The 18,659-nt window shown below is 26.9% G+C and carries 17 protein-coding genes; 5 read left to right on the top strand and 12 right to left on the bottom strand.

Annotation, left to right across the window (positions count from 1 at the left end; all coding sequences use genetic code 11):
- Window position 1: 1 nt before the first annotated feature.
- From C7380_RS07495 to C7380_RS07515, 5 genes are read right to left on the bottom strand one after another with little or no spacing between them, the layout of a single operon-like run.
- A complete protein-coding gene (locus C7380_RS07495) occupies window positions 2-1,210 on the bottom strand; it encodes a dihydrolipoamide acetyltransferase family protein (protein ID WP_109604884.1) in 1,209 nt (402 codons plus the stop codon).
- A gap of 13 nt (window positions 1,211-1,223) precedes the next feature.
- Entirely contained in the window at window positions 1,224-2,198 is a 975-nt protein-coding gene (locus tag C7380_RS07500) for a pyruvate dehydrogenase complex E1 component subunit beta (RefSeq protein ID WP_109604885.1), read from the bottom strand.
- Between the two features lie 12 nt (window positions 2,199-2,210).
- A complete protein-coding gene (gene pdhA, locus C7380_RS07505; RefSeq protein WP_109604886.1) occupies window positions 2,211-3,182 on the bottom strand; it encodes a pyruvate dehydrogenase (acetyl-transferring) E1 component subunit alpha in 972 nt (323 codons plus the stop codon).
- A 1-nt stretch (window position 3,183) separates the two neighbouring features.
- Complete coding sequence (locus C7380_RS07510) at window positions 3,184-3,630, bottom strand: pyridoxamine 5'-phosphate oxidase family protein (protein WP_109604887.1); 447 nt, start codon at window positions 3,628-3,630, stop codon at window positions 3,184-3,186.
- On the bottom strand, window positions 3,623-4,402 hold the full coding sequence (locus tag C7380_RS07515) for a lipoate--protein ligase family protein (RefSeq protein ID WP_158274836.1): 780 nt from the start codon (window positions 4,400-4,402) through the stop codon (window positions 3,623-3,625). Before C7380_RS07515 ends, C7380_RS07510 begins: the two co-directional genes overlap by 8 nt.
- 123 nt (window positions 4,403-4,525) lie before the next feature.
- On the opposite strand from C7380_RS07515, the gene C7380_RS07520 reads away from it, so the two are divergent.
- The gene (locus tag C7380_RS07520; RefSeq protein WP_109604889.1) at window positions 4,526-5,389 is read left to right on the top strand and encodes a DMT family transporter; all 864 of its coding nucleotides are present in this window, start codon (window positions 4,526-4,528) and stop codon (window positions 5,387-5,389) included.
- A gap of 239 nt (window positions 5,390-5,628) precedes the next feature.
- Here C7380_RS07520 and C7380_RS07525 read toward each other — a convergent pair whose 3' ends face one another.
- The 7 genes from C7380_RS07525 to C7380_RS07555 form a co-directional block, all read right to left on the bottom strand.
- Window positions 5,629-6,843 (bottom strand): ABC transporter substrate-binding protein, encoded by a 1,215-nt coding sequence (locus C7380_RS07525; RefSeq protein ID WP_109604890.1) that lies wholly within the window; start codon window positions 6,841-6,843, stop codon window positions 5,629-5,631.
- Window positions 6,844-6,872: 29 nt separating this feature from the next.
- Window positions 6,873-7,574, bottom strand: a complete 702-nt coding sequence (locus C7380_RS07530) for an ABC transporter ATP-binding protein (RefSeq protein ID WP_206050559.1) — start codon at window positions 7,572-7,574, stop codon at window positions 6,873-6,875.
- Window positions 7,567-8,325, bottom strand: a complete 759-nt coding sequence (locus C7380_RS07535; RefSeq protein ID WP_109604929.1) for an ABC transporter ATP-binding protein — start codon at window positions 8,323-8,325, stop codon at window positions 7,567-7,569. Before C7380_RS07535 ends, C7380_RS07530 begins: the two co-directional genes overlap by 8 nt.
- Window positions 8,322-9,284, bottom strand: coding sequence for a branched-chain amino acid ABC transporter permease (locus tag C7380_RS07540; RefSeq protein WP_109604892.1), 963 nt, complete (start codon window positions 9,282-9,284; stop codon window positions 8,322-8,324). Before C7380_RS07540 ends, C7380_RS07535 begins: the two co-directional genes overlap by 4 nt.
- A gap of 11 nt (window positions 9,285-9,295) precedes the next feature.
- Window positions 9,296-10,153 (bottom strand): branched-chain amino acid ABC transporter permease, encoded by an 858-nt coding sequence (locus tag C7380_RS07545; protein WP_158274837.1) that lies wholly within the window; start codon window positions 10,151-10,153, stop codon window positions 9,296-9,298.
- A gap of 381 nt (window positions 10,154-10,534) precedes the next feature.
- On the bottom strand, window positions 10,535-11,278 hold the full coding sequence (locus tag C7380_RS07550) for a hypothetical protein (protein ID WP_109604894.1): 744 nt from the start codon (window positions 11,276-11,278) through the stop codon (window positions 10,535-10,537).
- 61 nt (window positions 11,279-11,339) lie between these two features.
- On the bottom strand, window positions 11,340-12,332 hold the full coding sequence (locus C7380_RS07555) for a DUF2804 domain-containing protein (RefSeq protein WP_158274838.1): 993 nt from the start codon (window positions 12,330-12,332) through the stop codon (window positions 11,340-11,342).
- 182 nt (window positions 12,333-12,514) lie between these two features.
- Here C7380_RS07555 and C7380_RS07560 point away from each other — a divergent pair, with 182 nt between their 5' ends.
- From C7380_RS07560 to C7380_RS07575, 4 genes are all read left to right on the top strand, one after another.
- Window positions 12,515-13,474 (top strand): helix-turn-helix domain-containing protein, encoded by a 960-nt coding sequence (locus C7380_RS07560; protein ID WP_158274839.1) that lies wholly within the window; start codon window positions 12,515-12,517, stop codon window positions 13,472-13,474.
- 180 nt (window positions 13,475-13,654) lie between these two features.
- A complete protein-coding gene (locus tag C7380_RS07565) occupies window positions 13,655-14,971 on the top strand; it encodes an MATE family efflux transporter (RefSeq protein ID WP_109604930.1) in 1,317 nt (438 codons plus the stop codon).
- Window positions 14,972-14,996: 25 nt separating this feature from the next.
- A complete protein-coding gene (locus tag C7380_RS07570; protein WP_109604897.1) occupies window positions 14,997-16,754 on the top strand; it encodes an ABC transporter ATP-binding protein in 1,758 nt (585 codons plus the stop codon).
- Window position 16,755: 1 nt separating this feature from the next.
- Complete coding sequence (locus C7380_RS07575; RefSeq protein WP_109604898.1) at window positions 16,756-18,480, top strand: ABC transporter ATP-binding protein; 1,725 nt, start codon at window positions 16,756-16,758, stop codon at window positions 18,478-18,480.
- The last annotated feature ends 179 nt before the right edge of the window (window positions 18,481-18,659 follow it).

The raw sequence follows: 18,659 nt of genomic DNA on the forward strand, positions 1-18,659 counted from the left end.
CTTAGTATAACATTTTAAATGGATTTTCAATTATATCTTTTAAATATTTTAAAAATTCAGCTCCAGAAGCTCCATCAATTAATCTATGATCACAGGATAAAGTCATTTTCATTATAGGTTTTATCTTGATTTCGCCATTTTCAACAATTGGTTTTTCGTTTATAGAACCAATTGCCAATATTGCCGAGCCTGGAGGATTTATTATAGCAGTGAATTCTTCTATTCCAAAACTTCCAAGATTAGATATTGTGAAAGTTGAATTTGTATATTCTTCAGGTTCTAAACTTCCATCTTTTGCCTTTTCTATTAATTGTTTTAATTCGGTATCTATATCTTTTATTCCTTTAAATTGAGTTTGTCTTATTATTGGAGTTATTAAACCATCTTTTTGGGCAACCGCAATTCCAATATCTATATTTGAGTATTCGATTATATTTTCATCATTCCATGAAGAATTTATTATTTTATGTTTTAAAATTGCTTGAGATGCAATTTTTATTAAATATGAGTTTAAAGAAACTTTTTCGCCTTTTTTGTTCATTTCTTTTCTCGTGTTTAATATATTTTCCATATTTACAGATACTTTTAAATAATAGTGTGGAGAAGTGAATTTAGATTCTGAAAGTCTTTCAGCTATTATTCTTCTCTTATCAGATATTTCTATAATTTTATCTTCACCATCATTTTTAAAGAAACTTGTTTTTTTGTCTTTAAATTCTTCAATATCTTTTTTTATTATTCTGCCATTAGGTCCAGACCCTTTTATTTTTTTTATGTCTATATTATTTAATTTTGCTATTTTTTTTGCAAGAGGTGATATCTTTATATGGGAACCATCTTCATTATTTTGTTTTGTGTTTATGTTATTTGTATCTTTTTCTTCAATGATTTTTTCAGTTTTTGTTTTTTCAGATTTATTATTCTCTTTTATTTCATCTTTCAATTCATCTAAAATTTCCTGTATATTTTCATTTTCTTCTCCAACTATAGCAATTGTTTGACCAACTGAAGCACGTTCACCAGAGTTTACTATTATTTTTAATATAGTTCCCTCATTCATCGATTCATATTCCATAGTAGTTTTATCAGTTTCTACATCACAGATTATTTGACCTTCTTTTATAGTATCACCTTGGTTTACTCTCCATTTAGTTATTTTTCCCTTTTTCATAGTTGGGGAAAGAGCTATCATAAATATTTTTTCAGCCATTTTAAATCCCCCCTTAAATGTACATTACTTTTTTTACAGCATTTAATATCTTTTCAACAGTTGGTTGTGCATGTAATTCGAGTTTGTGATTATAAGGCATTGGAACATCTTCTGAAGTTACGAGTTCTACAGGAGCATCTAAGTAATCAAAGACATTTTTATGTATTAACCATCCAATATGAGAGGCAACACTTGCATTTGGCCATGATTCATCAACTATCACGACTCTGTTGGTTTTTTTTACAGATTCATAGATGGTTTCTTCGTCAAGAGGTCTTAGAGATCTTAAATCTATTATTTCTGCGTTTATATTTAATTCTTTTAATTTTTCATTTGTTTCTAATACTGTTTTCATAGGTTTTGAATAAGATATTATAGTTATATCAGAGCCTTCGGTTCTTTTTATAGCTTTACCAAAAGGAATGAGATATTCATTTTCCGGTACTTCTCCTTCCCAACTGTACATCATTTCACCTTCAAGGAAAATTACTGGATTATCATCTCTGATTGCGGTTTTTAACATGCCTTTTGCATCTTCTGGAGTAGATGGTGCCATGACTTTTAAACCTGGAGTATGAAAGAAAAATGTTTGTAAAGCTTGAGAATGCTGTGAACCCAAAAATTCTGCAGGACCATTAGGTCCTCTAAATACGATGGGAACTTTTAACTGTCCTCCAGACATGTAAAGCATTTTTGCAGCATTATTAATTATTTGATCCATTGCTTGTATAGAAAAATTAAATGTCATGAACTCTACAATAGGTCTTAAACCTGCCATTGCAGCACCTATTCCTATTCCTGCAAAGCCCTCTTCTGTTATAGGAGTATCTAATATTCTTTTGTCTGTGTATTTATCTAAAAGTCCTTGAGAAACTTTATAAGCTCCATTATATTGGCCAACTTCTTCACCCATAAGAATTATATTTGTATCTTTTTCCATTTCTTCATCGATAGCGGCTCTTATGGCTTCTCTCATAGTTATTTTCATATGTTATCCCCCCTAAATAAGAATATCTGTGTACAATTCATTTAAGTCAGGTTCATCACTTTTTTCTGCATAATCAGCTGCTTCTTTTGCAATTTTTTTACATTTTATATCTATATCCTCAAATTCTTCTTCTTTGAGCAGATTATTTTTTATCATTTCATTTTTTAATATCAAAATTGGATCTTGTGATTTGTATTTTTCTAATTCGTCTTTTGATCTATACTTAGCTGGATCACTTGCAGAATGGCCTTTGTATCTATAGGTTTTTGCTTCTAAAAGAACTGGAATGCCATTTTTTGCTTTTTCTATAGATTTTTTTACTGTATCATATACTTCGAGTATATTCATTCCATTGACTTGTTCACCATACATTCCGTAAGAACCTGCCATTATTGAGAAATCTTGTATCGAAGAAACACGTTTAAAATCTGTTCCCATACCATATTGATTATTTTCACATATGAAAATAACTGGGATCTCCCATATTTTAGTCATATTTAACGTTTCATGGAAGCTTCCTTGATGTATAGCACCATCTCCAAAAAAGCATAGTACTACTCCATCTTCTTTTAAATATTTTATTTTTAGTCCAACGCCTGCTGCAATTGGAATATGTGCCCCAACTATTCCATTACCACCATAAAAATGTTTTTTTTCATCGAAAAAATGCATGGATCCACCTTTTCCTTTTGAACAGCCAGTTATTTTTCCATATAATTCTGCCATCAAAGAATTTGGAGTCAAGCCGCATGCTAATGCATGACCATGGTCTCTATATGTTGTTAATACATAGTCTTTTGATAGATTTAAATTTTGTATGGCACCAACTGCAACAGCTTCTTCTCCTATATAAAGATGAAGAAAGCCACCTATTTTTCTTAATCCATAGCTTTGAGCAGCTTTTTCTTCAAATCTTCTTATTAAAACCATTTTTTCTAACATATCCATCAATAATTCTTTATCATATTTTTTTATATCTATCATATTATTCCCCCCTTAGATCGAGAATATCGTATGCACCTTTCATTGGCTTAAAGTATTTGAAATATAAAATTTCTGTTTCTAAGACAACCATATCTGAAACATCTTCATTTATTTTCCAAAAAACTCCAAGTCTGTCTCCCATTATTTCAAGAATTTCTTTTTTTATAGAAGGATTGTCTATAACATTTATTTTTCCTTTTATATTCATTATTTCTCTAAGATCCTTTTTTTGAAATAACCATTCTATTTTTTGTGAATTGTTTATCTGATGTGTTTTTGGGAATGAAGATGCTGTTATTGCATATATATACTCGCCCTTTCCTGGTAATAATATTGGACTCATCCATCTCGAAGTAGGATATCCTTTATCATCGATAGTACTCAAAAGTGCCGTTTTAGATTCTTCTATAATTTCTTCAAGTTTTTCCATAAATGCTTTTTTATACATTAATTTCCCCCCTCTTTTCTGAATTATTATAAATCCAGTTGAAATTTTTTAATAATTTTATTTTTTTAGACATATAATTATTCAAATTATTTTCTATAAGTGTATAAGATATAATTTTTCCATAATAAAATTTTGAATTTATTAATATTTGCTTTTTTATATTTGTTTCATCTATATCATCCGAGATATCTTTTAAATTAGTTGTTTTTGAGTAATTTGAATATATATATTTTTTATTATGATTTATATTTTTTATATTGATTGAATTATTTAATTTGGAAAGATTAGTATTTAAGAGTAATGTTCCATGATGTAAAAATTTATTTTTGGATAGTCTAAAAGCATTTCCTGATACTTTTAAATTTTTATAAAATAAACTATTTTTATCATCTTTTGTAAGGGAAATATTGAAGTTTTTTATGGATTTCATCAAAATATCAAAATTTTTTTCTTTATCATTTAAGTCTAAATATCCTATAAAGCTGTAATTTAAATTGCCAAGATCTTGAAAAACAGTTCCCCCGCCAGATTCTCTCCTTGCAATTTTTATATTATTTTCTTTTGTATAGTTTATATTGCATTCTAAGAATAAATTTTGATGTTTTCCAATTACTAAACAATCTGTATTTTTATAAAAAATTATGGAAAAATCATCTTTTTTTATGGTTTCGAATATATAACTTTCAAAAGCAAGATTATAATATATGTCTGTGTTTATGACTTCATATACTTTTATCCCATAAAATTCACCCCTTTTAAAATATTCATACAATATTAGAATTAATTTATTAAATTATACTATATTTTAACTTAAATAAAAAGTATGTTTTAACTTGACTTTAAATTTAAAAGGGATATAATATCATTTAATATTATAGAATAGAGAGGATTTAGTATGAAGAATAAAGGAATTTTGATGACCATGTTTTCGGCAATTTTATTTGGATTTATGCCGATTTTTGCTAAAATAGCTTATTTGGGAGGGATAAATTATTATAGTTTAGTATTTTTGAGAAGTATGTTTGCACTTATATTTATATCTATATTTATATTAATAAAGAAAATATCTATAAAAATAAATTTTAAAGATTTTATAAATTTATTTTTTCTTTCTTTGATTGGATATACATTAACACAATTGACTCTTTTTGCTTCATATACCTATATAAGTACAGGTGTTGCCACTACACTTCATTTTATATATCCTGTTTGTATAATGACTGCAAATATTTTGTTTTTTAAAGAAAGAGTAAATAAAAATAAAGTTTTTGCTCTTATTTTAGCTATTATTGGAATAAGTATGCTTTCTATAAATAAAAATATTAAAATAGATATTCGTGGTGTTTTTATAGCTATTATCTCTGGAATTTTGTATTCTTATTATATGCTTGTGATTGAGCATACAAAGATAAAAAACATGAATAGTGTTGTTATGACTTTCTATTTGCTTTTGTTTTCGATGATTTTTTTGGGTTTTGGTAGTTTGAAATTTGAATTAAATTTTAATTTTAATTACTTGTCTTGGTTTATGGGTATGATAATAGCTTTATTATGCTCCATTTTTGCAGTTATTTTATTACAAATGGGTATAAAAGAAATCGGTTCATCCACAGCTTCAATATTGAGTGCGTTTGAACCGATAGTGAGTGTTATTCTCGGGGTAATAATTTTTAGAGAAAGTATAACTATTAACATATTTTTAGGAATTGTTTTTGTAATAGTATCAGTATTAATAGTAAATTTTAATAAAAAATATTAATTTTAAAAATGTTTTTTTAAGAACATAGTGTTTTATATTGAAAAAAATTTCATCATTTTAATTTTTTATTACGAATTTTAAAAATAATAAAAATATAGTTTGATAATGCTCTGTTTTATGATACAATAAAGAAAAATAAAAGCGAAGAACGTCCGTAAGTACTTTTAAGATCCTACTACCTATAACATGAAAGCCGGCAGGCACAACTGCCGGCTTTCATCACTTTAATTCAAATATACTTACCAATTTATCCATTCAGGAACTAACCAATCCCCTGTTTTATATTCTAAAGGCCAAACAGCTTTCCATTCACCTTTTGTGTTCCATTGATATATTATACCATTTGCTCCATTTCCACCATATTTTAAGTCATGATTTTCTGTAAATATTACAGGAGCAACGCCTTTGTCTCCACCTAAAGGAAATTCTACTTTTTCTATGGCTTTTATTATTTCATCTTTATCATTTAAATTTTTAGTATTTTCAAGTGCTTCTTTTAAAACATATAAAGTGTTATATGAAGGGAATGCTATGAATCCAGGAGCATGTCCAAATTTTGTTTTATAATCTTCATACCATTTTAATGTTTTTGATGTTAAAGGAGCTGGACCGCCATTTGGATATGCAGATGTTTCATATATTGATTTTTGATTTGTTTGATTAAAAAATTCTGGTTTTAGTGCTGGGGCAATAGCACCTACTATTGCAGCATTTACTTTTAAATCATACCATTGTTTTGTGAATTGAATTCCATCTTCGGTAACTATGGCATCAATTATAACTTGAGCACCAGCTTCCTCAGCTCTTTTGAATGTAGCCGAAAAATCATTTGTTCCAGCAGGGAAATAATCTCTATAAACTATTTCTACACCTGCTTTTTCAGCTATTTCAGCGGCTTTTTCAGCTATACCTTTAGAATAAACAAGATCTAAAGATATTATTGCAGCTTTTTTTATGCCATATTCAGGAACGAGATAGTTTGCAATGAATTCACCGATAGATCTTCCTTGAGATATTGAATCAAGTGTTCCAACTCTAAAGTAATATTTGTATTTATTAAAATTTTCGGCAACTTTATTTGTTATATCTGGAGATGCTGCTCCTGTTCCAAGCCATATTACTTTATATCTTGCCATTGTATCCATAGCAGCAAGAACTGGTCCAGAACCAACTCCACCTATTAAGAAATCTATTTTATCTCTTGTTACAAGCCTTGTTATTCCTGAGATCATTTTTCCAGCAGTATTTTCATCATCTACGAATACTAATTCTACAGGTCTTCCAACTATTCCACCTTGTGCATTTATTTCATCTGCTGCCATTTGAACAGATTCTTTAATCCATACTCCATTTTCAGTTTGATAAGGACCAAGAACACCTATTTTCCAAGGATTTGCTGAAAATGCTGAAACAATAAGAATTATAATGAATATTAAACTTAAAGCTTTTTTCATAAAGAGAATCCCTCCTAATTTTATAATGCTTATAACCCCAGATAAGCACTTTTTATTGAATTATTTCCTGAAAGTTCTGAAGGATTACCTTCCCATACTATGTTTCCATGTTCAAATATAGATATTTTATCTGCTATGGGAAGTATCATTGTCGCATCTTGTTCTACTATTAAAATAGTTTTTCCAGTTTCTTTTATTTTTTTAATACCTTCAAATATTTGTTCTTTTATTATATGTGCAAGTCCCATAGATGGTTCATCTAATAATAATATTTCAGGTTCTAACATCAAAGCCCTTCCTATTGCAAGCATTTGTTGTTCTCCACCACTCATAGTACCTGCTTTTTGATTTATTCTTTCTTTTAATCTTGGAAATATTTGATAAACAAAATCAAGATTTTTTTTAATATTTTTATTAATAGAGTATATAGTTGCAATTTCAAGATTTTCTTTTACAGATAAATCTCTAAATAACCTTCTATTTTCAGGAGAAAGAGATATGCCCATTCTTGCGATATTATGAGTTTTTTCATTTGAGATATCTTTGTCTTTGAATATAATTTGACCAATATTTGGATGAACAGTTCCAGTTATAGATTTTAATAAAGTTGATTTTCCAGCACCATTTGGTCCAAGTACGGCATGACATTGACCTTCAATTACACTCAATGAAAGATTTTCTAAAACAGTTGCTTTTCCATATCCTGCAGTGATCTGTTTAATATCAAGCATTGGCAATTTCTCCACCACCTTTACCAAGATAGGATTCAATAACTTGTTTATTTTCTACTATTTCTTTTGGAGTACCTTCGGCTATTTTTTTACCATAATCTATTGCTATTATTCTATTTACTATTTGCATGAACTCTTTTAATCTATGTTCTATTAATATTATTGTTGTTCCACTTTTTTCATTAGCTTTTATTATAACATTTGAAATAGGTTCTATTTCTGATGATGTGAGACCAGCAAAAGGTTCATCGAGTAATATTAATTCTGGTTTCACAGTCAAAGCTTTTGCAACTTCAAGTTTTTTTAAATATCCTTGTGGAAGTTGTTCTGTATCTGTATATAAAACTTCTTCAAGTTCGCAAATAGAAGCTACATGTTTTATCCAATCTATTTTTTCGGATTCATTTGGAAATAATTTATTCATCCTAGGAGTTAAAGATGCAACTTTTAAATTTTCGAATACACTTAACTCTTTAAAAGGTTTAACTATTTGAAAAGTTCTTACAAGACCCTTATGAGCAACTTTTATAGGATTCATACCAAAAATTGATTCATTTTGAAATATTATTTTTCCATTATCTGGTTTTATAAATCCCGAAATTAAGTTAAAAATAGTTGTTTTTCCAGCACCATTTGGTCCAAGAATTCCAAAGCGTTCACCCTTTTTAACATTAAAAGTAATATCATCAGTTGCTTTTAATCCACCAAAATTTTTTGAAAGATTATTTATCTCAAGAATATTATTTGTCAATTTTTATCACCGCTCTTTTCTATAACAGGTTTTATACTTTTTTTTCTTTTTATTAGATTACCAATGCTAACAAAAATACCTTTTGGAAGGAAAAGTACAGATAACATCAATATTACAGTATATATTATTTGATTCCATTCTCCAAAACCTCTCAATAATTCTGTTAATAAAGAGATAAAAAAACCTCCAAGAGCTGCAGGAATAATTCCACCAATTCCTCCAACAACAGACATTATAAGTGTGTTTAAGGATAAAGGATATACTATATCTGGTCCTATATATCCATAAAAATGACCTATCACAGTACCAGCCATACCTGCAAACATTGCTGATAATGCAAAAGCAGTTACTTTATATTTTGTTGTTTCAATTCCTAAAGCTTTTGCAGCTTCTTCATCGGATTTTATAGATTTTAATATTAATCCAAAATTAGATTTGCCTAGATAAAAAAGTAATCCTATTGATATTACGGCAAATATGAGCATAAAATAATAAGAACCCATTGGACCTTCTGTTAAAAAAGGTATTCCAAAAATTCCTTCTTCGCCACCTGTGACTTCTGAATAAGAAATGGTCAATTTCTCAAATATGGAGGCTATTGCAAGAGAAGCTAAGGCGAAGTAAGGACCTTTAAGTCTTAAAGTTGGAATACCTATAATTATTCCAAATAATATTGAAAAAATTGCTGCAAGTGGAATAGACAACCAAGGTTTTATTGCAAAAGAAGAAGATATAAACCCAAGCATATAACCACCAATGGCTATAAATGCTGCATGACCCATATTTTCTTTACCTGTGAATCCTGAGAGTATATCCCAACTTCCAGCATAAACCATGTATATGAAAGAAACGGATAGAATGTTTATGAGATAGAAATCATTTGAAATCAATGGAAAAATAAATAAAAAAGCTGTAAATAATAGTATTATAATTCCCCTTATATCTTTTAAAAATTTCATAAAATCACCCTTTATATAGTTTTCTTACCCATAATTCCTGTAGGTTTAAATATTAGGAATATGAATACCAGAACAAGGAATACAACTTCTGTCATACTTGAAGTCCAAGTTATTGCGACAATACCTTCAATATAAGCCATAATAAATGCTGCAACTATACTTCCTCCTATACTACCAAGTCCACCTAATATAACGATTGAAAAAGCTTTTAATAATGTTGGGAGCCACATATCAACTGAGATTGAAAGGAAAGGAGATATTACGATTCCTCCGATTCCAGCTAAAAGTGCTGATATTGCAGAAGTTAGTATAAAAACAGAACTTGTATTTATTCCAACTAATTCAGCGGCATAAACATCTTGAGATGTTGCAAGTATTTGTTTTCCAAAACTTGTTTTATTTATAAATAACATAACGGCAATTATTGTAATAATTGAAATTATGAAAGCAAAAACTCTTGAACCAGGAACGGTTTCACCCATAATATTTAAAGCGTTATCATAAAAAGGCATTATTGAATATCTTCTTGCACCGTATAGCATTGTGAATAAATATTGAGTAAAATATGCTGCACCAAGTGTGAAGATGAGTATATAAATGCTTTCTCCTTTTTTTCTTAAATAAAGTATAGGTCCTTTCATCATGAGGCCACCTAATCCAGCAACCAATAAAAGAGATATTATAGCTGCAAGCCAAGAAGGAAAATTTAAGCTTATAAATGTATAAGTTAAATATGCTGCAACCATGTAATAAGCTCCATGATAAAGGTTTACAACGCCGGCTACCCCAAAAGTCAGCGAAAATCCAAGTGCTATTAAAGCATAAATTGATCCATTAATAGTTCCGTTTATTAGGACATTTGCAAACAAAATCCACACCCCTTTTTTATGTGTTTTTATGTTTAAATAAACACTGAATCATTTCTCAATAAAAATTAATAAAAATAAAGATTTAAAACTAAATAAGGAATAGGTGAATCATATCTCAATTAAGTAATCTTTATTATATAGTACTATTAAATACTTTATTTTTCAAAACTCAAAGAATGACAGTTATAATAAATTAGGATTAATAATTTCGATTTATTTATATTTCTTATTGTATATCTAAGTTTTACTTTTTATTACGATATTTTTCATTTTCATTAATTAAGTTAGTTTTTTCGCAATCAAATAAAAAATCTGAGAAGTACTAAAACTGTACTTCTCAGATTTTTGATTGTTTATAAAATATTTTTGTATTGAATTGTATTAAATTTTTTCAAGTTTATATATAGTATTTTTTATAGTTTTCTTTTTTTTATCTAAACTCAATGAATTCAATTTCATATCATCAAAATGTTCTTGCATGATATTTTTTAATTCTGATAATTTTTTAAATCTATAGGTTTCATCTACTTTTTCAATCAATATTTTATCATATACTTCTATATATTTATTGTATACTTCCATATCGAATATATTATCTTTCATCTCTTTTAAATTCATTATTAATTTTTTGTAATTTTCTTGATTGAATTCTTCAATTACATATGTTTTTTTCTTGTTAGAATCATTTAATTTTATAAATGAAATCAATATAGGAGAAATTGTTGAGAATATTATCATAAATAGTATGAGATCTACTATGTTTGGGAAAACTACTCTGCCAGGTATAAATATTGATATAGAAGCGTTTAATAAACCTATTATCAAATCGATACTGAACATTGAATTATAGATTATACTCAGTATTAAAAAAGTTATGTATATTGATATAAATTTTAATAAAGGAATTAATATAAAACTTTTTATAGGATCTTCAGTTTTTTTGTAGTTTCTTATTATACTCCATATAAAATTTAAATATATGAATATCATTCCTGTATAGCTTAAAATCGTTAATAATAAAGGATCATAATTGAAACTGAGATTATAAGATAATTCTCTCAATAAATCATTTGAAAAGGCTAATACTATTATTAAAAATACTATATTAGAAATATATTTTTTCATTTTGTTCCTCCCTATTTAATTTTCTTTGGCAAGAAATCCCTTTTCTTTTGCTAGATAAGACTTACCATTTAGCTTTATGTTCTTCAACACAACCATAAGTTTTTGTTATATTTATTTTTTTGTCGTTTATTTGGACATATCCATTAAAATATCCAAAAATTTGATCAAATTTAGATTTTATAAATAAAGCTTTTGTTCTATCTTTTCTTATATATAATGGAGTGAATTTTAGGTTTATACTTTCATTTGAATTTTTTAAAGTCCAATTTGCCATTAAATTTTTTTTATCATATATAAATTTTATATCTTCATTTATTTTATAGATTTTGTCATTATAAGTTATGGCATTTTCATTCATACCAGTTCCATCAGTCCATTTTGCACCAAAGTTTATACCTATTTTATTTTTTGAAATATATGTCGAGAATGTAGCCCAATTCCAAAATGTTTCATAAGGCCATTTGCCTCTTCCAAAATCAAGGGAAGCCAAGGAACTATTTTTTTCGAATATTATAGTTTGATTGTTTGTATATAAAGCTCCTTCAACTGGGAGACAATTTTGTTTGGAAGTATATTGAAATCTTTTTTCATTCCATGGGATTACAACATTTAAAGATTCATAGTTTTCTGGATATTCTATAAAGAATTCACTTTTAAATTTTTTTGAACTTGCATTTATTATCACTTCTTTATTTTTATGGAGCATCTCTATTGTAATTTTTTTACCATTGAAAGAATTAGTTCCCAAAAGAGAGTCTGGAAGATATACATTCATACTGCCTGGAATAACCTCTTTATCTTCATAAAATTCATTATTTTTATAGTCCATTAAATATATAAAACCAACACTTGCATATTCGAATGTAGTTATGGCTATTGTTAAACTTAAGTTTGAATTATTTATAGCCCAATAATTCCATCTCTTTTTTCTAAAAGGGCTACCTTTTAAATTTATTTTGTGAACGGGATTTTTTGACCAACCTATGGCTGAATTGTTTAGATTACCTTGTGAATCACATAATTTAACTGTTTTCAAGATTTCTTTTTGAGCCATATATATTCCCCCCATAAATATACTTTTAACTAATTATACCTTATTATCTTGTAAAAAACTTTAAAATAAAAGAAATATGAGTAATTAACTGTTTTTTAATTTATTTGAAAATTTTATTATGTATTATTATATTATGTAGGTTTATCTACATAATATAAATTTAATTTATGGGGGAACTTTTTATGTTCTATGAAGAAGATAATATTTCAAAATACTATAAAAATCTTGAAAGAGAAAAGATAATAATAAAAGATAGCATAGAAAATAATATAGTATATTATAAAATAAATAATTTAATGGGTTCTGGTGATTTTATAAGAATAAAATATAAAAAAGGATTTGAATCCATATTATTTAAAAATGTAGATATGGCAAAAAATGTATTTAATTATAATTTTTTTAAAAATGGTAAGAATATGTTGGAATTTACTTATTGTATGGAAGGGTATTTTGAACTTGGTATAGAAGGATTTGATAATTCTTCTAGAATAGGAAAAGATGAATATTGTATTTTTTATATGCCTGAAAAATATAAAAAATTTAAGATGAAATACAATAATTTTAGTTGTTTTTCAATAGCTATGGATTTTGAGCTGTTAAAAAATAATATAAATACTCCATTTAATGATGAAATAATAGAGGGTATGATAACTAATTCATATAAAAATTATGTTGATAATTTTTTATTAATAGAACAATCTGATAAATCTTTGAAAGATATGGTTAATGATATTTATAATAATTCAATATTTAATTTTTCTAAACTAGAAGAAGATATTTTAAAGATATTTTTTAGTATTCAAAATAATAAAAAATTTTATGAAAGTTCAATCATGACTGGAATAATTTCAGTATTACTTAAAAATCTGGATGATCCTCCTTATATAAATGATTTGTCTCAAAAATTTAATCTCAGTAATTATAAGATTCAGAAATATTTTAAAGAAAGTACAGGAGGAACTTTTTATGATTTTATAAAAAAACAAAGAGTTGAAAAATCTAAAGATTTATTAAAAAATAAGAATTTAACTATAGCTTATATAGCTTCTGAAATTGGTTATGATAATGCCAGTAAGTTTTCTAATATGTTTAAAAAAGAGATGAATATAACCCCTAAAAAATATAGAGAATGTATAAAATAGAAAATTCTTCATTTTAAAATGAAGAATTTTTTATTTTTTGGAGTAGATTTTTTTTTATATTGATAATATAATTGTATGACATTAAGTTAGGTAAAACTAAAATTTGTATAGGGGTGAAAGGATTTGAATAATAAAGATTATCAGAGAAATTTGATACTTAATGAAAATCTCTGGAAAGTCATGTGGAAAATGTCTTTGCCGGCTATAATAGCTATGATTTTATATGGAATGAATACTGTATTCGATGCTATTTTTGTTGGTCGTTTTGTTGGTGAAACGGCACTTGCTGGGGTTTCATTAGCCTATCCATTATCTCAAATTGTTCTTGGTATAGGTTCATTATTTGGAGTGGGAGCAGGTTCTGCATTGAGTATAGCAATAGGAGCTAAAGATAAAAAGACTCAGGAGAGAATATTAGGTAATGTCAATTACTTAAGTATAATTTCTACCGTTGTATATATGATCATTGGTTGGTTTTTTGCTGAAAGTTTTATAAAAATGATGGGTGGAAAAGGGGAAGCTATACTTCCTGCTGTCGAGTATTTTAGAATAACCATAATAGGAACTATTTTTTGGATACATGGATTAGCTTTGAATATGGTTGTTAGAGCAGAAGGAAAGATGAAATCAGCTGCAGTTATGATGGGTAGTGGATTATTAATAAATATAATAGCAAATTATTTTTTGATAGTTGTTTTTGGTTTTGGAGTTAAAGGAGCAGCTTGGGGAACTAATTTGGGTATGTTTATATATAGTTTAATGGGAATATTATATTTTTCAGGAAAAAAAGCCACATTTGAAGCTAATCCTTTGAAGATTTATAGAGATAAAAAAATAATAAATAGTATATTTTCTATGGGAATACCTTCATTTATAATGTCTGTTATGAGTGTTTTACAGGGAGTTGTAGTTTTTAATGCATTATCTAAATATGGAACTTTATTTGATATAGCTTTTTATGGTGTTGCTTTTAGAATATATACTTTTTTATTAACGCCAATTTTTGGTCTTATGAGGGCTTTACAACCCGTTACAGGTATAAATTTTGGAGCTGGTAATAATTTAAGAGTTATAAAATCTTATAAGGTTTTTACAGTTGCAGGTATTTGTTTTATGATTCCTTTTTGGATTATTTTGATGTTAATTCCCAGCTCAGTATTGAATATAATGATGCCAGGACAGATTTTTGATCCTTATAATATAATGAACTTTAGAATTTTGATGCTCGTAATACCTATACTTCCAATAATATTTATATGTATGACTTTTTTTCCATCTATTAATAAAGGAAAACCTGTTGCAATAATAGGTATAGCAAGACAAATTGTTTTTTATATTCCTGTTATGTATTTTTTTCCAAAATTTATGGGAATAAGAGGTATTTATTTCGGATCTTTTTTGATAGATGTAATTATAGTTATTTGGGCTTTGTTAATCTCTTTGAAAGAATTTAAAGTTCTTAAAAATAAAAATCTAAAAATACAAAATGAATATTAATTTTATATAGAAATGGAGGGATAAAATGCAGGATAAAGAAAAAAGAAAGTCAAATTTTAAGTTTTTACTTGAAATTTCTGGAAAAGAAAAAATTAAATTGTATACATCTGCAATTTTTAGTGTTTTAAGTACAGTTTTATCTATGGTTCCATATATAATCGTTTATTATATTGTTCTTGAACTTTTTAAACCTAGTATTGATTTTGAAAGAATAAAAAATTTGGCATTTATAACTTGTATATTTGTTATAATAAGAGTTATTTTATTTCTTTCATCGGGAGTATTTTCTCATATTGCGGCATTTACGATTCTTTATGAACTTAGAATGAAAGCTGTAAAGCATATGGCAAAGCTTAATATGGGTTTTTTTACAACTAATACAACCGGTAATATAAAAAAAGCTATAAATGAAGATATAGAAAAACTTGAAAATTTTATTGCACATCAGATTCCTGATTTGTCTGCAGCAGCTGTTGCACCAATAATATTTTTGATATTTTTGTTTACATTGAATTGGAAATTGGCATTTATACTATTAATTCCAATTGTATTGGGTTTTTTATTACAAACTTTTTGGATATTGAGTGCAAAACAAAATATGATAGATTATCATAATTTATTGAGTAAGTTGAATTCTACAATTATACAGTATATAAATGGAATGAATATAATGAAAGCTTTTAATTTAACTTCAGAAACTTTTGAAAAATATAAGAATACAAATAAAGAATATGCAGATTATTGGTGTGAGTTATCTAAAAAACAAGCACCATCATATGCAATATTTAGTGTTCTTATAGATTCTGGATTATTGTTTATCATACCAATAGGTGGTTTGATGTATTTAAATGGTAGTGTCAATGTTTCTGTATATATACTTTTCATATTAATGTCAAAAAACTTTTTATCATCTTTTAAAAATCTTCTTGAATTTGGTATGACTTTTACTATGTTATTAGAAGGTGCTGGAAAAGTAAGAGATATTCTTGATAGAGAAGAACAGAGTTCTGGAGATAAATTATTGGATAAAGACATAAAAGGTGAAATAGAATATAAAAATATAAAGTTTAAATATGATAAAGAAGAAGTAATAAAGGATATTTCATTTAAAATAAAACCAAAAACAACAGTGGCACTTGTAGGTCCTTCGGGTTCTGGTAAGACTACACTTGGACAGCTTTTAGGAAGGTTTTGGGATGTTGATGATGGTTCTATCACTATAGATGGAGTTGATATAAGAGATATATCTTTTGAAAGTCTTATGAATAACACATCTTTTGTTTTTCAAGATGTTTTTATGTTGCAGGATAGTATATTTGAAAATATAAGAATGGGAAGTGATTCTTCTAAAGAAGATATAGAAAATGCAGCCAAGAAAGCTCAAATCCATGATTTTATAATGTCATTGCCTGAAAAGTATGATACTTTACTGGGCGAGAATGGCATAAAATTAAGTGGAGGAGAAAAGCAAAGAATTTCTATAGCAAGAGCAATTCTGAAAAATACTCCTATAGTGGTATTAGACGAAGTTACTTCTTATTCAGATATAGAAAATGAAAGTAAAATTCAAATTGCTCTCAGAGAATTACTTAAAAATAAAACTGGAATAATAATTGCACATAGATTATATACAATAAAGAATTCAGATAATATAATAGTTCTTAATGAAGGAAAAATTCAAGAAATGGGAACACATGATCAATTAATGAATAAAGAAGGATTGTATAAACATTTATGGAATATGTATGATTATGATTTAGTTAAAGATGAGGAGGAGGTTTAATATGTTAGGCAATATAAAACAACTTTTAGGAAAAAAATCTAAAAAATTAAAAATGCCTATATTCCTTCTTGTTATAGATTCAGTTTTTTATGGCATTTTTATAGGAGTTATGTACTTTGTACTTCTTGATTTAATACAAGATACATTCAGTGTAGAAAAAATAAAAGAGTATACCTGGATAATGATAATATCTTTCATAATAAGAACTATAATTAGTTCTATAGGTTATAGCGGGATTCAAATTCAAGGTGCGAGAGCTATAGAAAGTATGCGTATAAAGATGGGAGATCATTTAAGAAATCTTCCATTGGGATATTTTAATAAAAATAGTATAGGTGAGATTTCTAATATAATGACTAATGACCTTCAAGATTTTGAAAAAGTTATCACTCATAATACTTCTGAATTAATAAAAATTTCTATAATAAGTATTTATCTTTTAATAATAACTTTTTTTATTGATTTTAGTCTTGGACTTATACAATTGATAATAGTTTTAGGATCATTACCTTTAATGTTTTATGGTGGAAAAAGGGCTTCAAAGATCGGAAAAGGTAAAAAGAAAATAATAGCCGTGGTTATATCAAGAATGGTAGAATATTTGAATGGTATAAAGGTATTTAAATCACATAATATGGTTGGAGAAAAATTTGAAAGACTTGAAAAATCTTTTAAAGATTTTAGGAAAGAAAGTATAAGAACAGAAGTTGCAATAGTTCCATATGTTTTAGCTTTTCAAACTTTGATAGATTTGAGTTTTCCTTTGATGCTTATTATTTCTACTACAAAATTTATAAATGGAAATATAAATAATATATATTATTTTACTTTTGTTATATTGAACTTGGCCTTGACTTATATTCTTCGCGGTTTTTCGGCACAATATGGAGAATTTAGATATTTAAAACTTGCATCTGAAAAGCTTATTAAAACTTATAATGAAAAAGAGATATCTTATGAATATGAGAATCATCAATTTAAAAATTATGATATTGAATTTGAAAATGTATGTTTTTCTTATGAAGAAGATGATCCAATATTAAAAGATGTTAGTTTTAAAGCAAAAGAAGGTACAATGACGGCACTTATCGGACCTTCAGGCTCTGGAAAGACTACAATTACAAGTCTTATAGCAAGATTTTGGGATATACAATCGGGAAAGATAAAGATTGGTGATATGGATATAAGTAAATTAAAGCCGGATAATATACTACAAAATGTAAGTATGGTTTTTCAAGAAGTATATCTTTTAAATGATACCATATATAATAATATAAAAATAGGAAATCAAAAAGCCACTAAAGAAAAGATAGTTGAAGCTGCTAAAATAGCTAATTGTCATGATTTTATAGAAAGTTTAGAAAATGGTTATGATACGATAGTTGGAGAGGGAGGATCAACTCTTTCTGGTGGAGAAAAACAAAGAATTTCAATTGCACGTGCAATACTAAAAGATGCTCCTATAATTCTTTTGGATGAAGCGACTGCTTCACTCGATGCCGATAATGAGCTTGAAATAAGGAAATCTATTGATAAACTCATAAAAAATAAAACGGTTATAGTCATAGCACATAGATTGAATACAATAAAAGATTCTGATCAAATAATAGTTTTAAATGAGGGAAAGATAGAAGAAATCGGGGATCATAATATATTAATGGAAAACAAAGCAAGGTATTATAATATGTACACAGAGATGGAAAAAGCCAAGTTATGGACTATTTAACTTTGAGGGGGGAAACCCCCTTTTTATTTTATTAGTTTCAAATGTTATTTTAAATGATAAATTTAATTAAAATTTCATATATATAAAACATTTATTGTATATAAATGAATCTATTTTTAACTTAAAAAATATATAAATTAGATGATATAAAATTCAAAATACAGTATAATGAATAAATG

The organism is Oceanotoga teriensis (genome assembly GCF_003148465.1).
GTDB classification, from domain to species: domain Bacteria; phylum Thermotogota; class Thermotogae; order Petrotogales; family Petrotogaceae; genus Oceanotoga; species Oceanotoga teriensis.

Bases quoted from the DNA above. Each gene is read 5' to 3' on its own strand.
- C7380_RS07530 (WP_206050559.1), bottom strand. From the start codon at position 7,574: ATGCTTGATATTAAACAGATCACTGCAGGATATGGAAAAGCAACTGTT.
- C7380_RS07555 (WP_158274838.1), bottom strand. From the start codon at position 12,332: ATGGCTCAAAAAGAAATCTTGAAAACAGTTAAATTATGTGATTCACAA.
- C7380_RS07510 (WP_109604887.1), bottom strand. From the start codon at position 3,630: ATGTATAAAAAAGCATTTATGGAAAAACTTGAAGAAATTATAGAAGAA.
- C7380_RS07570 (WP_109604897.1), top strand. From the start codon at position 14,997: ATGCAGGATAAAGAAAAAAGAAAGTCAAATTTTAAGTTTTTACTTGAA.
- C7380_RS07560 (WP_158274839.1), top strand. From the start codon at position 12,515: ATGTTCTATGAAGAAGATAATATTTCAAAATACTATAAAAATCTTGAA.
- C7380_RS07500 (WP_109604885.1), bottom strand. From the start codon at position 2,198: ATGAAAATAACTATGAGAGAAGCCATAAGAGCCGCTATCGATGAAGAA.
- C7380_RS07550 (WP_109604894.1), bottom strand. From the start codon at position 11,278: ATGAAAAAATATATTTCTAATATAGTATTTTTAATAATAGTATTAGCC.
- C7380_RS07495 (WP_109604884.1), bottom strand. From the start codon at position 1,210: ATGGCTGAAAAAATATTTATGATAGCTCTTTCCCCAACTATGAAAAAG.
- C7380_RS07540 (WP_109604892.1), bottom strand. From the start codon at position 9,284: ATGAAATTTTTAAAAGATATAAGGGGAATTATAATACTATTATTTACA.
- C7380_RS07520 (WP_109604889.1), top strand. From the start codon at position 4,526: ATGAAGAATAAAGGAATTTTGATGACCATGTTTTCGGCAATTTTATTT.
- C7380_RS07575 (WP_109604898.1), top strand. From the start codon at position 16,756: ATGTTAGGCAATATAAAACAACTTTTAGGAAAAAAATCTAAAAAATTA.
- C7380_RS07565 (WP_109604930.1), top strand. From the start codon at position 13,655: ATGTGGAAAATGTCTTTGCCGGCTATAATAGCTATGATTTTATATGGA.
- C7380_RS07525 (WP_109604890.1), bottom strand. From the start codon at position 6,843: ATGAAAAAAGCTTTAAGTTTAATATTCATTATAATTCTTATTGTTTCA.
- pdhA (WP_109604886.1), bottom strand. From the start codon at position 3,182: ATGATAGATATAAAAAAATATGATAAAGAATTATTGATGGATATGTTA.